The organism is Brevibacillus choshinensis (assembly GCF_001420695.1).
GTDB lineage: Bacteria > Bacillota > Bacilli > Brevibacillales > Brevibacillaceae > Brevibacillus > Brevibacillus choshinensis.
Map to the genome: position 1 here is coordinate 722,387 of NZ_LJJB01000007.1, position 14,861 is coordinate 737,247.

Annotated in this window: 13 protein-coding genes, 1 other RNA gene and 1 other annotated feature; of the genes, 13 read left to right on the forward strand and 1 reads right to left on the reverse strand. The window is 50.0% G+C overall.

Features of this window, described 5'->3' with window-relative positions; genetic code table 11:
- The first annotated feature begins 34 nt into the window (after positions 1 to 34).
- The 7 genes from AN963_RS31410 (at position 35) to AN963_RS03430 (ending at position 7,763) form a co-directional block, all read left to right on the forward strand.
- Complete coding sequence (locus tag AN963_RS31410; RefSeq protein WP_169791901.1) at positions 35 to 205, forward strand: hypothetical protein; 171 nt, start codon at positions 35 to 37, stop codon at positions 203 to 205.
- Positions 206 to 304: 99 nt separating this feature from the next.
- A complete protein-coding gene (locus AN963_RS03410; protein ID WP_055743150.1) occupies positions 305 to 1,819 on the forward strand; it encodes a coproporphyrinogen III oxidase in 1,515 nt (504 codons plus the stop codon).
- 90 nt (positions 1,820 to 1,909) lie between these two features.
- Positions 1,910 to 2,171: a binding site (T-box leader), on the forward strand.
- A gap of 74 nt (positions 2,172 to 2,245) precedes the next feature.
- A complete protein-coding gene (gene hisS / locus AN963_RS03415; protein WP_055743151.1) occupies positions 2,246 to 3,526 on the forward strand; it encodes a histidine--tRNA ligase in 1,281 nt (426 codons plus the stop codon).
- A gap of 23 nt (positions 3,527 to 3,549) precedes the next feature.
- Complete coding sequence (aspS, locus tag AN963_RS03420; protein ID WP_055743152.1) at positions 3,550 to 5,340, forward strand: aspartate--tRNA ligase; 1,791 nt, start codon at positions 3,550 to 3,552, stop codon at positions 5,338 to 5,340.
- Between the two features lie 48 nt (positions 5,341 to 5,388).
- A non-coding RNA gene (gene ssrS / locus AN963_RS30045) (6S RNA) lies at positions 5,389 to 5,571 on the forward strand.
- A 68-nt stretch (positions 5,572 to 5,639) separates the two neighbouring features.
- On the forward strand, positions 5,640 to 6,395 hold the full coding sequence (locus tag AN963_RS03425; protein ID WP_055743153.1) for a tRNA threonylcarbamoyladenosine dehydratase: 756 nt from the start codon (positions 5,640 to 5,642) through the stop codon (positions 6,393 to 6,395).
- A 6-nt stretch (positions 6,396 to 6,401) separates the two neighbouring features.
- Positions 6,402 to 7,763 carry an AAA family ATPase gene (locus tag AN963_RS03430; RefSeq protein WP_055743154.1) on the forward strand — a complete coding sequence of 454 codons (1,362 nt, stop codon included), beginning with the start codon at positions 6,402 to 6,404 and terminating at the stop codon, positions 7,761 to 7,763.
- Positions 7,764 to 7,777: 14 nt separating this feature from the next.
- Here the strand turns inward: AN963_RS03430 and AN963_RS31415 are convergent, their stop codons facing one another.
- Positions 7,778 to 7,951 carry a hypothetical protein gene (locus tag AN963_RS31415; protein WP_169791902.1) on the reverse strand — a complete coding sequence of 58 codons (174 nt, stop codon included), beginning with the start codon at positions 7,949 to 7,951 and terminating at the stop codon, positions 7,778 to 7,780.
- Between the two features lie 97 nt (positions 7,952 to 8,048).
- Here AN963_RS31415 and cymR point away from each other — a divergent pair, with 97 nt between their 5' ends.
- From cymR to recD2, 6 genes are all read left to right on the forward strand, one after another.
- The gene (gene cymR / locus AN963_RS03435) at positions 8,049 to 8,468 is read left to right on the forward strand and encodes a cysteine metabolism transcriptional regulator CymR (protein ID WP_055743155.1); all 420 of its coding nucleotides are present in this window, start codon (positions 8,049 to 8,051) and stop codon (positions 8,466 to 8,468) included.
- A 40-nt stretch (positions 8,469 to 8,508) separates the two neighbouring features.
- Positions 8,509 to 9,657, forward strand: coding sequence for a cysteine desulfurase family protein (locus AN963_RS03440; protein WP_055743156.1), 1,149 nt, complete (start codon positions 8,509 to 8,511; stop codon positions 9,655 to 9,657).
- Positions 9,658 to 9,814: 157 nt separating this feature from the next.
- Entirely contained in the window at positions 9,815 to 10,180 is a 366-nt protein-coding gene (locus tag AN963_RS03445) for a DUF4183 domain-containing protein (protein WP_055743157.1), read from the forward strand.
- Between the two features lie 117 nt (positions 10,181 to 10,297).
- On the forward strand, positions 10,298 to 10,678 hold the full coding sequence (locus tag AN963_RS03450; RefSeq protein WP_055743158.1) for a DUF4183 domain-containing protein: 381 nt from the start codon (positions 10,298 to 10,300) through the stop codon (positions 10,676 to 10,678).
- A gap of 157 nt (positions 10,679 to 10,835) precedes the next feature.
- On the forward strand, positions 10,836 to 12,500 hold the full coding sequence (locus tag AN963_RS03455) for a methyl-accepting chemotaxis protein (RefSeq protein ID WP_055743159.1): 1,665 nt from the start codon (positions 10,836 to 10,838) through the stop codon (positions 12,498 to 12,500).
- Between the two features lie 98 nt (positions 12,501 to 12,598).
- Positions 12,599 to 14,860 carry an SF1B family DNA helicase RecD2 gene (gene recD2, locus AN963_RS03460; protein ID WP_055743160.1) on the forward strand — a complete coding sequence of 754 codons (2,262 nt, stop codon included), beginning with the start codon at positions 12,599 to 12,601 and terminating at the stop codon, positions 14,858 to 14,860.
- Position 14,861: the final 1 nt, after the last annotated feature.

A 14,861-nucleotide genomic window follows, 5' to 3' on the forward strand; every position in this document is an offset into this window, starting at 1 on the left:
AGAGGTACAACATTGCATCTAGGAGGAATACGGCGTGAGACAGTCAGAAAAGGAGACATTTGCCACGGATATAAACAGAAAGATGTTTTCCGTCGATTTTCACGATTTTTTGGAAAAAGAGTCGACGCTAAACGATGTGGAAATGTCGAGTGAGTTCAACATCAGCGTGAGGGATGTCCAGCATTTGCGCAGAAAACGGAAGTAAAGGACCGGATTGCTTGTAGGTGGTGCCACTTGGATGGTTGACCAGCGTCTATTCGGTCAGCTAACATGTAGAGTGGCATACTGAAAAGCAGGTGAACCTATGATTCAGATTACATGCGTGGGACACGCGTTTGAGCGGGAGCTCTCGCTGATCCTCGCTTTGTTTTACGAAGATCCGCAGCTGTCATTCGTCAATCAATGGACGGAAGAGTCTGGCATAAAGCTCAGACTTAGTCTAACGGTACGAGAAGACGGCGTGTTGGCGTCAGGTAAGTTATTTGACGGTGTTCGCCGTATCGAACACCAGGTGAATCGAAACTATGTGTCAAGCGAAGAAAAAGCGATGCGCAAAACAGCGAAGCAGGCGCTTTGCTACGCATTGCTTTTAATGCTGGAAGAATATACCGGAATGGAGCAAGGCTGGGGCATTCTGACGGGCATCCGTCCGACCAAGCTGTTGCATCAGATGAATGTAGCTGGTGTCGGGAAAGAGGAAGCGCATCAGCGATTGCAAGAAGATGTGATCTTGCGTCCATACAAACTGCAGCTCCTCCAGAATATCGTGGATCGGCAATTGAAGGTCGTACCGGACCTCTACCGGATTGATCAGGAGCTGTCTGTGTACATCGGGATTCCTTTCTGTCCGACGAAATGCGCGTACTGTACGTTCCCTGCCTATGCAATCCGCAGTCATACTGCTTCTGTCAATCCATTTCTCGAAGGTCTACACTACGAAATGGAGCAGCTCGGCAAATGGCTTACGGAGAATGACCAACGGATCACGTCGATCTACTTTGGCGGAGGTACGCCTACGAGCATCACGGCCGATGACATGGATCAGCTGTTCCAGACGATGTACCGTTCTTTTCCGCACATGGAGGATGTCCGTGAGCTTACTGTTGAGGCGGGTAGACCGGACACGATTACTCGCGAAAAGCTAGATGTAATGAAGCGCTGGGAAGTAGACCGGATCAGCATTAATCCGCAGTCGTTTACGCAGGAAACACTAAACGCAATCGGTCGACACCACACCGTCGCAGAGACGATCGAAAAGTACCACCTCGCTATGGAGATGGGCTTGACGAACATCAATATGGACTTGATCATCGGCTTGCCAAACGAAGGCGTGGCAGAACTTGCACACAGCCTGCAAGAGGTCGAAAAGCTGATGCCTGCTTCGCTTACCGTGCACACACTCTCATTTAAGCGCGCGTCGGAAATGACGCAAAACAAAGAACGATACAAGGTAGCGAGTCGGGATGAAATTGGTAAAATGATGGAAATGGCTTCCGAGTGGACTGGAGCCAATGGCTACGATCCATACTACTTGTACCGCCAGAAAAACATCTTGGGGAATCTGGAGAATGTAGGCTACTCCAAGCCGGGTCAGGAGAGCATCTACAACATCATGATCATGGAAGAGGTCCAGACCATTCTCGGGCTTGGCTGTGGTGCTGTCTCCAAGCTGATGGCGCCAGGAAGTGGCAAGCTGACGCGCTGGCCGAATCCAAAGGATCCCAAAACGTACAACGATACGTACCGTGTGCTTGTGGAAAATAAGCTGCGTGATCTCGACGATATTTACTTTGGCAAAACGACTTCTATGGCAGAGTAATTGCTTTGCAAAAAAAGTTTTATAATAACGCCTGTTGACTCAAGGCAAGCAGGTTTGCTATGATTCACAATAAGCTTTTGAAACATGATAATTGATCTGATGACGGGAACAAGTATCCAGGAGACGGATATCCAGAGAGAAAGCGCCGTGGCTGAGAGTGCTTTCATAGGACGACTTGGAGAATGACATCCCCGAAGACCGCAGTGAACGGTAGAAGCTGATTTGCTTCCTCAGTAACTGGCAGGCGTGCGCCGACGTTAACGGCTTATGAAGTGGAGTGACTCTTTCGTTTTCGAGAGACACTCAATCAGGGTGGCACCACGGGAGTTAAAACCAGTCTCTCGTCCCTGACATGTGGTTTCGGCTACATGTCAGGCGACGGGGGGCTTTTTTTCATTTTCTGAAACTCAATGGGGGTTCTTTCGAATGACGCGTATTCAAATTCCTCGCGGTACGCAGGACATCATGCCCGGTACCGTAGAGCTGTGGCACTACGTGGAGGCAATTGCCCGCGATCTGTGCCGCCGTTCCAACTATCAGGAGATCCGCACGCCACTGTTTGAGAGCACTGAGCTGTTCCAGCGTGGCGTAGGTGAGACTACTGACATCGTAGAAAAAGAGATGTACAGTGTAGCGAATCCAAGAAGTACGGATGCCCTCACTCTCCGTCCGGAAGGGACTGCCGGCGTTGTTCGCTCTTATGTGGAGAACAAACTGTACGGCTCTCCAAACCAACCGACGAAGCTGTACTACCTCGGGCCTATGTTCCGTCACGAACGTCCACAGGCGGGTCGCTACCGTCAATTTGTTCAATTTGGCGCAGAAGCGATCGGTTCCAGTGATCCAGCGATTGATGCCGAGGTGATTGGCCTCGCGATCCGTTTGTACCAGGAGCTGGGCTTGACGGGCTTGAGTGTGGAGCTGAACAGTGTAGGTACGCTGGATGACCGTGCACGTCACCGCGAGCATCTGCTGGCGCATCTAAATGGCGTACGTACAGAGCTGTGTGAAGACTGCCAATCCCGGATTGATCGAAATCCATTGCGCGTTCTCGACTGTAAAAACGAGAAGTGCAAGTCACTGACCAAGGATGCTCCTTCGATTCTCGATTACTTGAGCGAAGAATCGGCTGCGCACTTTGAAGCAGTGAAAGGCTATCTGACCGCTCTCGACATTCCGTTCCACGTAAATCCACGTCTCGTACGCGGGCTGGATTATTACACCTTGACTGCCTTTGAAATCAAAATGGCAGAAATTGGAGCGGTAGAAACGTTGTGTGGTGGCGGACGCTACAACGGACTGGTGGCAGAGCTGGGCGGAGATGACATGCCGGGTATCGGATTTGCGCTCAGTATCGAACGACTGCTGCTGGCGCTGGAAAAGCAAGGCGTGCAATTGCCGATCAGCGGAGGCATCGATTGCTTCGTGGTCGTGCAATCACCAGAGGCAAAAACGCAAGCCTTTGTCCTTGTCGATCAATTGCGCCAGGCAGGCATTGCAGCCGAGCTCGACTACCTCGATCGAAAAATGAAAGCGCAGCTGAAGCATGCCGATCGCTTGTCCGCGCGTTTTACTGCGATCATCGGAGAGTCTGAGCTGGCAAATGGGACAGTAGTACTCAAAGAGATGGCAACAGGTGAACAGCAAGATTTCAAACGAGAAGAGCTCGTGACCGCGCTGAACGCTAAATTACACCATACAAACTAAGGAATTGAGTGGAGGATATCAACATGGCATGGCAATATCGCACCGTACATTGCGGAGAAGTGACAAAAGAGAACGTAGGACAGGAAATCGTCCTGAATGGTTGGGTTCAAAAACGTCGTGACCTCGGCGGAGTTATTTTCATCGACTTCCGTGACCGTACCGGGATCGTACAAATCGTGTTCAACCCAGAACACCACAAGGGTGCATGGGAGCTCGCAGACAAGGTTCGTAGCGAATACGTACTGGTGGTAAAAGGAACGGTCGTGAACCGTGCACCGGAAGCGATCAATCCGAAATTGCAAACAGGAGAAGTGGAAGTACACATCTCCGAGATCCAAATTCTTAACGAAGCAAAAACACCTCCGTTCCAAATCGAGGATGACATTGATGTAGATGAGCAAGTTCGCTTGAAATATCGTTATTTGGACCTTCGTCGTCCGGAAATGCAGCGTTCCCTGATCCTGCGTAGCAAAGCGGCGAAAGCATTTCGTGACTACCTCGACAATAATGGCTTCGTTGAAGTAGAAACACCGATGCTGACGAAGAGTACACCTGAGGGCGCGCGTGATTATTTAGTGCCATCCCGTGTGCATCCAGGTGAGTTCTATGCACTTCCACAGTCTCCACAGCTATTCAAGCAGCTGTTGATGGTATCCGGACTGGAGCGCTACTATCAGATCGTTCGTTGCTTCCGTGATGAAGACTTGCGCGCTGACCGTCAGCCAGAATTTACCCAAGTGGACATCGAGACCTCTTTCCTGTCTATGGAAGAAATCTTGCCTATGATGGAAAAGATGGTTGCTCATGTATTCAAACAAACACTCGGTATTGACATCCCGACTCCATTCCCTCGTCTCACCTATGCGGATGCAATGGGACGCTATGGATCCGACAAGCCAGACGTTCGCTTTGGCATGGAACTGACCGATGTATCTGACTTGGTAGCGAGCAGTGATTTCAAAGTATTTGCCAGCGTAGTAGCGGGTGGCGGTCAAGTAAAAGCGATCAACGCAAAAGGCTGCGGTCACTACTCCCGCAAAGAAGCCGACGACCTGCAAAAATTCGCAAATCGTTACGGAGCAAAAGGTCTGGCGTATATCGGCTTCCAGGATGGCGAAGTAAAAGGTCCAATCGCGAAGTTCTTTAAAGAAGAAGAAATCGCTGAACTGAAAAACCGCCTGTCTGCAGTAGACGGCGACATGCTCCTGTTCGTGGCAGACAAACCAAAAGTGGTTGCAGATGCACTGGGTGCTTTGCGCTCCAAGCTGGGTGCTGAGCTCGGCCTGATCGACCACAGCAAGTTCGCGTTCCTGTGGGTCGTAGACTTCCCGCTCGTAGAATGGGATGAAGATGCGAAGCGCTACGTGGCTCTGCACCATCCGTTCACCCGTCCAAAAGACGAAGACCTGCACTTGTTCGACACCGATCCAGGCCAAATCCGTGCGCAAGCGTACGACATGGTACTCAACGGTTATGAGCTCGGCGGTGGTTCTATGCGGATCTTCAAGCGTGACGTTCAGGAGAAAATGTTCACCGCACTTGGCTTTACTCCAGAAGAAGCTCGTGAGCAATTTGGTTTCCTCCTCGATGCGTTTGAATACGGCACACCACCACATGGCGGCATTGCGCTTGGTCTGGACCGCTTGATCATGCTGTTGGCTGGACGTACGAACCTGCGCGAAGTCATCGCGTTCCCGAAAACAGCGAGTGCAACCGACCTGATGGTAAACGCACCAGATGTGGTAGCGCCAAGACAGCTGTCTGATCTGCACATCGCCACAACCGTAACGGAAGAAGAAAAGGTAGAGGCGTAACGACTTGCACAACCGCATTACGATTTGATACAGTGGTTATACTAAAATGAAGCCCTGCGATGCACGTGAAATCCGATAGTTTTGAGCCACAAAGTTTTTTTAGGGAGTTTTTCGTCCGCAACTGTAAAGGCATGCCTCCGTTTGAGTGGACGTCTGTAATGGTTGGGCAAGACACCCACCTGCGATGAGCAGGTTCAAAACTAAGGAGCTACACGGCATAATGGGGCTCCTTTTTTCGCTGGAATCCTACTTTTCCGATTGACAATAACTTCGCTCACGAAATGAAAGGTGACAAAACGATGCTTCATCAATTTTCCCGTTGCGAACTGGCCTTCGGTCCCGAAGGTTTGGAAAAAATGAAAAATAGCCGCGTTGCGGTATTAGGCATAGGCGGAGTAGGTTCGTTTACCGTAGAAGCTCTGGCACGAACCGGGGTAGGAAAGCTAGTGTTGGTAGATAAAGATGTCGTGGACATTACCAACATCAACCGCCAGATTCATGCTACACTGAATACCGTTGGGCAAAAGAAAGCCGAACTGATGAAGGAACGGGTCGCCTCCATTAATCCGGAGTGCGAAGTCGTTACCTTGAATATGTTCTTTACGGAAGAGACAGCCAGTGAATTTTTCGCGCATGAAGTGGACTACATCGTAGATGCCATGGACACAATGTCTGCCAAGCTGTATTTGATTAAGGAAGCAAAACGACGCAACATTCCCATTATCTCCAGCATGGGAGCGGCGAACAAAATGGATCCGACTCGCTTCGAGGTAGCGGATATTTCACAAACCAGCTACGATCCGATCGCCAAAGTCATTCGCCGTGAGCTTCGCAAGGCGGGGATCTACAAGGGAGTGAAAGTAGTCTATTCCCGCGAGATTCCAGTGACCGTACGCTCGGACGTGCGCGAGCAAATCGTTTCCAACCCGAATTCACCGATTAGCAAAGTGCGGCAGCCTCCTGCAAGCAACGCCTTTGTCCCATCTGTTGCCGGATTGATTCTGGCGAGTGTCGTTGTGCGTGACCTGTTGGATTGGCAGCCAATAAAAGGATAGTGAACTATGAACGATCTTTTTACGTTTGCCTATGACCAACAGGGAGGAGGCAAACAAAAGCCGTTGGCTGCCCGGATGCGGCCTCTGTCGATCCAAGAGGTAATCGGGCAGTCACATATACTCGCGCCAGGTAAGCTATTGCGGCGTGCCATCGAAGCAGATCAGGTCTCGTCGCTGATTTTTTACGGCCCCCCGGGAACTGGGAAGACCACTTTGGCAAAGGTCATTGCTGGGTCGACTCGGTCCTATTTTTCCGAGTTAAATGCAGTCACGGCTGGCGTGGCTGATATCCGGAAAGTGGTGGAGGCAGCCAAGGAACGGCTCGTGATGGACAATCAGCGGACGACGTTGTTTGTCGACGAGATCCATCGCTTCAACAAATCCCAGCAGGACGCATTGCTGCCATATGTGGAAGAGGGAACGATCATACTGATCGGGGCAACGACTGAGAATCCTTTTTTTGAGGTGAATCCGGCGCTTCTGTCTCGCTCTCAAATATTCTCGTTGCAGTCCTTGACACATGAAGAACTGCAGCAGGTGATGGATCGTGCACTGACGGATGTGGAGAACGGATTGGGAGAGCTTTCCGTTTCCTTGACTCCCGAGGCTGCTGAGCATTTGATCCACTACGCAGAAGGTGACGCTCGACGGTTGTTGAATGCATTGGAGCTGGCTGTCACCACGACTCCGTCAGATAAAGACGGACGTGTGCTGATTACGTTGGATGTTGCGGTGGAGTCCATTCAGCGCAGGGCGGTTCGCTATGATAAAAGCGGGGACAACCATTACGACACGATATCGGCTTTCATCAAATCCATTCGGGGTTCGGACCCGGACGCAGCTCTCTATTGGTTAGCGCGTATGATTGATGCAGGAGAAGACCCGCGTTTTATTTCTCGCAGGCTGGTCATCTCTGCTTCAGAAGATATCGGCAATGCAGACCCGCAAGCGATCGCTGTCGCTACAGCCTGTTTTCAAGCTGTGGAACTGGTCGGAATGCCGGAGGGACGTATTCCTCTGGCTCAAGCCACGACCTACCTCGCGACAGCACCGAAAAGTAATGCAGCTTACAACGGAATTAACGCTGCATTGGATCGGATTCGAAACGACGGGCACAAACCGGTTCCCATCCACCTGCGTGACGCAGCCTACAAGGGAGCTGCCAAGCTCGGACATGGAAAAGGATATAAATACCCACATGATTACCCATATGGGTATGTACCTCAGCAATATTTGCCTGACGGCGTAAACTATTCCTTTTACCAGCCAAAGGATCATGGCTACGAAAGACATATTGGCAGATTTCAGGAAGAGCGAAAAAAACTGGATGAGCGAGGATTGCCACCGCAAAAAAACTCCCCCGAATAAGGGGGAGTCACTGGTCAGGTCCGGACATCTCCGCCTGGCTTGTTGGGTAGATCGCCATTTTCATTCGGCTGCTTGCTCTGCTCACTGGCACCGTAACGGGCTTTGTGGGCGATGGTTCCTGCCGGCTGGTCGTACAAGGTATTAGACGGGTGGTTTCGCCCCTGCTCTGAACGTTTGTTTGTCGCCATAATACTTCACCCCCTGGATGCTAGTGTGTCCTGTCACAGCGAAGTCATGTAGGCTGTAAGAAATGGGGAAACCGATAAGATAGAGGAGAGTTGCTACGTGAAAATTTCAACGAAAGGACGCTACGGGCTGACCATTATGATGGAGTTGGCCAACCGTAACGGAGAAGGACCGACTTCACTGCGGAGCATCGCCCAGCGTCATGATTTGTCTGAGCATTATTTGGAGCAGCTGATTGCACCTTTGCGCAATGCTGGTTTGGTAAAGAGTATTCGCGGTGCCTATGGTGGATACGTTCTCGCGAAACAACCTGAGGAAATTTCAGCTGGGGATGTCATTCGCGTGTTGGAGGGACCAATCAGTCCTGTAGAATTCGCCGAAGAAGAAGATCCGGCAAAACGCTACCTGTGGTTGCGAATCCGTGATAGCATTTCTTCTGTTCTGGACTCCACATCGCTGCAAGATTTGATCAGCTTTGAGGACGATGGCCGTTCCGACAACTATATGTTTTACATTTGACTTGCTGTCAAATGATCAAGCGACGTAGAAGGTGACACCCGTGTCTGACATGATGTATTTTGATCACGCTGCCACGACTCCAGTACATCCGCGAGTCGTGCAAGCGATGACCCCATACTTGACGCAAGTGTTTGGCAATCCCTCCAGTGTTCATGGGTTTGGACGAGAGGCGCGGCAGGCATTGGAGCAAGCAAGGGACCAGATTGCCGCTTTCATGGATGCGGATCCGCAATCGCTCATCTTTACTGGAAGCGGGACGGAAGCAGACAATTTGGCGATTATCGGTGGTGCCATGGCACAACGAGAGCATGGTCGCCATGTCATTACCTCACAGGTGGAGCATCATGCGGTTCTGCACGCTTGCGAATATTTGGAGCAAGCGGGCTTTGAAGTGACGTACCTTCCTGTAGATGAGACAGGATCCGTTCGTTTGGCTGATTTAAAAGAGGCGATTCGACCAGACACGGTTCTCGTTTCCATCATGTACGGCAACAACGAGGTAGGCACGATTCAGCCGATTGAAGAAATCGGTACGTATTTACGTGAGAAAGGGATCATTTTCCACACAGACGCCGTGCAGGCGTTTGGTGTGCTCCCCATACGAGCCCGCCAGCTGCCAGTGGACATGCTTTCTGTTTCCGCTCACAAGATCAACGGTCCAAAAGGAGTAGGCGCTTTGTATTTGGCACGGAAGGTTCCGATCTCGCCGATCCTCTTCGGGGGTTCTCAGGAACGGAAACGACGTGCAGGTACGGAAAATTTAGCCGGGATCGTCGGCTTTGCCGAAGCGACGAGAGTGACCGCCGAGGAAATGGACGAGCGTGTCTCCAAGTACAGACGGATGAAAGAAGAGATGGAGGCAGTGTGGAAAGAAGCAGGCATTGCCTACCATATCAATGGTCATCCAGAAAAAGTGATGCCGCACGTCTTCAATGTCAGCTTTATTGGGGTTCATACCGAAACCATGCTGATGAATCTGGACTTGGTGAAAATAGCAGCGGCAAGTGGCTCCGCTTGTACGTCTGGTTCGCTTGAGTTATCCCACGTTCTCCATGCCATGAACCTGGATGATAGCATTACGCATTCGGCTATTAGATTCAGCTTTGGCATAACCAATACGGTAGAGGAAGCAAAACAGGCTGCAGAAGCAGTGGCAAGCATCGTGAAGCGGTTGGTGAAACGTGCTTAAATTACTCTACGTGAACACATGACTGATGAAAAGTAAACCGCTTGGGAGAACGATAGTCCCAAGCGGTTTTTTGCGTCGAGAGCTAGGCGAAAAGCCAATTCCATTCTGGTGGAGGCAACATATTCTAAGAGCATATGACAGAAACGAGGGGGAGGATATGCAGACTAGAAAGGTCACATCAGTGAGGCCGCTGCTTTTTGCCCCGTTAGGATGTCCGGATATTTTCCCTGGAAAGGTCAATCAAAATCAACTGCTACAGACAGAAATGTATTACTACTCTGCGATCGCCAACGGGGCAGCTCGCCTATTTACAGACCAAGACCGATTGCTTGAATATGATTCTTCTGTAATCATGGACCCGGACCAAGTCTCCTACATGAATCTATTTGTTAACGGAATGCTGCAACCCCCGATCCTTTATGAAGTGAGAAGGGGGACACTTCTCCTGAAATCAACAGACGTTCCCCAGGCGGGTGTCTTGATCATGCTGCAATTCGTGAAAATCTTATTGCCTTTGGAATGAGAGTGGACAAAGTTTCCTCGCAAAGAAATTGGATTAGGAAAAGCGTCACTTGTCCAACACGCTTTCAGCACGTCCTCATAAGATACAGTAAGTATGCTGAAAGGAGGAGAGATATAGATGGCACTTGAGATCATGAAAATTGTCGTAGGAGCATCGACGGTAACGAACGTTGTACCGACTGCGACACGACTGTTTCGTCAATTACCATCGTTGGTGACAGGCCCGGCAACCTTGAGCATCGATGCAGCTGATTTTCTGCAAGATGATGGCACGGCAGCGACGACCTTGCCGACTTTGGCTGCAAACAACAGCTACTACAATGTATACATTAACGGTGTGCTGCAAATGAGCGGACTTTCCGTCTACACGCCAGGGGGTACTGGTGTAGGTAGTCTGGCAATCACTGTAGGAGCAGGAGAAACCATTGCACTCGGCACCGTAGTCGTGTTGGAAATCATCAGCTACGCTCCCACGTCTACCACAACGATTACTGGATAAGAAACAAAACCAGCGAGAACAATGTTCGCTGGTTTTTTACACTTTTCCGACAGTTGGTTCATCCTAATTGTGGTTGATTCTGGAAAGTGATACACTTGTATGCAGCAGAAGTGAGACAATGGAACTACTGCTTCAGTCACATAAAGGAGAGGGATTTATGTTCGTCAAGGGTATCTCAATTCGCTTCAAACTCGTACTCACGATCCTGATTATTACGATGGTCCCGTTGATGACTGTCGGCTACCTGCAGTTTGAAAACGCTCGTACAGCCGTCTATGAGCTCACTGTGACCGATTTACAATACATAACGGATATGAAGACAAGAGAGTTGGCTCCCTATACACAGGATGCCAATGTGTTCGAAGGAAACAAACAGAAAATTAGTGAAATCATTGGGGAAGTATCCGAGCGCTATTACAAGCCAAATGGTATGAACGGATATGCCTATATTATCGATGCAGAAGGAAATGCCATTTTTCATCCGGATCCGGCCGTGCAGAACACATCGCTCGCACAGGAAGGATTCATGCAAGAAATATTGGCAAAGAAGAAGGGCTGGCTGGAATACGATTTCCAGGGCTTGACCAAGCTGACGGTCTTTCAGGAGCTTCCAAACGGTTGGATTCTGGTGATTGGAAGTTTCCAGGATGATCTGCTGAAAACAATCGAAGACAGTCGCTCGCTCATGTTTCTTCTCAATCTAGCCAGTGCCATCGTCGCACTGGTTGCAGGAATTTTCATCGTCAACAAACTAGTGCGACCACTAAAAGAACTGGTAGCGGTTATGAAGGAAGCGGAAGCAGGGAATTTGACGGGGGTTGTACAGGTTCGTTCTCGGGATGAAGTCGGGGCTTTGTCAGCGATGTACAATGAAATGATGGGAGGCTTCCGTAACATGCTACAAGAGGTACAACATGTGTCTCAGCAAGTGGCCGCCTCTTCTGAGGAATTGACGGCGAGTGCTTCCGAAAGTGCTCGTGCTTCCGAACAGATCTCTGCCGCTTCTTCGGAAATTGCCAATGGTTCTGACCAGCAGAAACAGACCGTTTTTGAAACGACGCATTTCCTTCATCGCATCGGTAATGATATTCAAGAAATCGCTAAGTCGACAGATCATGTCAATAGCGATGCGAACCAAGCATTTCAATTGGCCAAAGATGGCGAGAATAAGCTGAGCTTGTTGGTTCAGGAAATGGACCAGATTACGAGCCATGTACGCCAAACAGAACAAGTCGTTCGTGAGTTGGGGATCCAATCAGAAAAAATTATGGGGATCATTACGATCATTCGCCAAATCTCAGATCAAACGAACCTGCTGGCACTCAATGCAGCGATCGAAGCAGCACGGGCTGGAGAGCAAGGACGTAGCTTTGCAGTGGTTGCCCAGGAAGTACGTAAGCTGGCAGAGCAATCAGGACAGGCTGCGGAGGAAATCGCCAGCTTGATTCATACCACACATAATGAGATTCAGGAAGCAGTCACCGCGATGGGATCGACTACGGAGGCAGTCCAGGAAGGACGAGGTGGTGTAGCCTCCGCAGGAGAAAGCTTCCAGCAAATAGTAATCGCTGTACAAGATGTGAGCAATCAGGTGAACCGGATGAATGAAGCGGCACAGGCCATCCACCACGATACGGAGAAATTAGTAGGGAATTCCGATCGCATTGCTCATTTGGCTGAAACAGCGGCACATGACACGCAGGAAGTAGCGGCTGCTTCTGAAGAACAGACTGCAACAACCGAAGAGATGACAGCCGCGGCTGAGACATTGGCGCAGATGGCAGAACGGTTGTCAGAACAGGTAAAACGATTTACAATCTAACAAGAGTTTACTGGCAAAATCCACTTTGTTTGAAAGTGGATTTTTTCCTTCCCATAGGGTATTTGAATAGGAAATGAGCTGGGTAAGGAGGGAGTAGGATGGAGGATCAGCAAACAATTTCCCTGTTTGCCGAAACATACATTCGTGGGTTTGTTACACAAGAAATTTTTTACAACGAGGAAACGTGGTACGGAGTCATCCGTCTAAAGATAGAAGAGACAACCGAATCCTTCAAGGAATCAGAAGTGGTGATTGTCGGTAATTTTCCACGTCCTCATCCAGATGAGCTATATACGTTTTACGGAGATTGGAAGACGCATGCCCGCTTTGGTCAACAGTATGTGGCCAGACGTTACGAACGGGAAACACCCAAGACCATTGCAGGTGTCGAGCGATATTTAGCGAGTGGACTCTTTCAAGGTATTGGGAAGAAGATGGCGAAGCGCATTGTGGAGCAGCTGGGAGTAGATGCTCTGACGATCATTGCAGATTATCCGGAGCGCCTGGCAGAAGTGCAAGGAATCTCTGAGTCACGCGCCAAGATCATCTACGATTCCGTCATCGAGCATCGCTCCCTGGAGAGTGCGATGGTCTTTCTGTACGATTTTGGTATTGGTGTCAACATGGCTTTGCGTATTTACCAGACGTACAAACTGGAGACCTTGACCATCCTCAAGGAAGAGCCATACCGTCTCATCGAGGATGTACAGGGGTTCGGTTTCAAACGGGCGGATGATATCGCACGTTCAACTGGAATTGCTGCATCGTCCGAGGAGCGGGTAAAGGCTGCAGCCTTGTTCACTTTGCAGGAGGCTTCGTATTCAGAAGGACATGTGTATCTGCCTATAGACGAGCTCTGTGAAAAAACGATGAGACTGTTGGATGAGTGTGGCGGTCATGCCTTCGCAGCGGATGAGATTACGCAGTCTGTAGAAGCACTGTTCGTTGCAAGCAAAATCGCATGGGAAGACGATCGGGTTTACTTGCCCTCCCTATTTTTCGCGGAGCTCGGTCTCGCGAAAAGACTCCGCCATTTTTCGAACAGAGATCAATTCGCGTCGTTTCCTACCTCCGAGTATTATCGCGCGATTGGAGCCGTCGAGGATGAGCTGGCCATCACATATGCACAGACGCAGCGTGATGCGATCGAACAAGCGATTACCTCCGGGTTGATGCTGTTGACAGGTGGTCCAGGTACAGGGAAGACGACAGTCATCAGAGGGATATGTCGCGTATTTTCGCAGCTGCATGGCTTGTCCTTGGACTTGAGAAAGTACAGCGAAGACAATCCGTTTCCCATTGTACTTGTCGCACCGACAGGGCGTGCTGCGAAACGGATGACTGAGACGACGGGACTACCAGCCATGACGATCCATCGCCTGCTCGGCTACAAAGGGGAAAGCTTTGAGCACGACGCAGAACATCCGATTCGGGGACGCTTATTGATTATCGATGAGATGTCGATGGTCGATATTTGGCTGGCGAATCAGTTGTTTCGAGCAATACCAGATGAGATGCAAATCATCATGGTGGGAGATCCGGATCAGTTGCCTTCTGTCGGTCCAGGCAATGTGCTGCAGGACATGATTCGCTCAGGGTTGCTGCCGTTAGCACAGCTGACAGAGATTTACCGACAAGCCGAAGAGTCAACGATTATCCGTCTGGCCCATGACGTGCGAAAAGGAAATGTACCGTCAGATTTGCTCCATACAACCCCGGATCGGCGATTTTTCACAAGTTCGCCACAAGATGTACCGGAAGCAGTGAAACAAATTTGCTTTGGGGCCGTAAAAAAAGGATATACGGCAAAAGATGTACAAGTTCTGGCCCCTATCTATAAAGGTAACGCTGGTGTAAACCGGTTAAATGAAGAACTGCAGGAGCTGTTTAATCCAAAGACTGCCCAGAAACGGCAAGTGACGTTCGGAGAAACGGCTTTCCGCACGGGTGACAAAGTCCTGCAGTTAGTGAACAATGCCGAAGAACAGGTGTTCAACGGTGATATGGGTGAGATTGTTGCGATTTTTTTCCCGAACGAAAACGCAGAGAACGAAGAGATGCTGGTCGTATCCTTTGACGGCCGGGAAGTAACGTACAAACGTTCGGCTTATCATCAGCTGACGCTGGCGTATTGTTGCTCCGTCCATAAGTCACAAGGAAGCGAATTTCCGATCGTGGTCATGCCGTTTGTAAAAAGCTATTACCGAATGCTCAGGCGCAAGCTCGTTTACACGGGGATAACGCGGAGTAAATCTTTCCTCATCATGTGCGGTGAGCCGGATGCGTTTCGTGCAGCTGTGGAGACAGATGAAGAGGGAGTACGGTACAGCTATCTCGAAGAGCGGCTAAAGCTCGAGTGAG

Bases quoted from the DNA above. Each gene is read 5' to 3' on its own strand.
- AN963_RS03430 (WP_055743154.1), top strand. From the start codon at position 6,402: ATGAACGATCTTTTTACGTTTGCCTATGACCAACAGGGAGGAGGCAAA.
- AN963_RS03455 (WP_055743159.1), top strand. From the start codon at position 10,836: ATGTTCGTCAAGGGTATCTCAATTCGCTTCAAACTCGTACTCACGATC.
- AN963_RS03445 (WP_055743157.1), top strand. From the start codon at position 9,815: ATGCAGACTAGAAAGGTCACATCAGTGAGGCCGCTGCTTTTTGCCCCG.
- hisS (WP_055743151.1), top strand. From the start codon at position 2,246: ATGACGCGTATTCAAATTCCTCGCGGTACGCAGGACATCATGCCCGGT.
- AN963_RS03425 (WP_055743153.1), top strand. From the start codon at position 5,640: ATGCTTCATCAATTTTCCCGTTGCGAACTGGCCTTCGGTCCCGAAGGT.
- AN963_RS31415 (WP_169791902.1), bottom strand. From the start codon at position 7,951: ATGGCGACAAACAAACGTTCAGAGCAGGGGCGAAACCACCCGTCTAAT.
- aspS (WP_055743152.1), top strand. From the start codon at position 3,550: ATGGCATGGCAATATCGCACCGTACATTGCGGAGAAGTGACAAAAGAG.
- recD2 (WP_055743160.1), top strand. From the start codon at position 12,599: ATGGAGGATCAGCAAACAATTTCCCTGTTTGCCGAAACATACATTCGT.
- AN963_RS03410 (WP_055743150.1), top strand. From the start codon at position 305: ATGATTCAGATTACATGCGTGGGACACGCGTTTGAGCGGGAGCTCTCG.
- AN963_RS03450 (WP_055743158.1), top strand. From the start codon at position 10,298: ATGGCACTTGAGATCATGAAAATTGTCGTAGGAGCATCGACGGTAACG.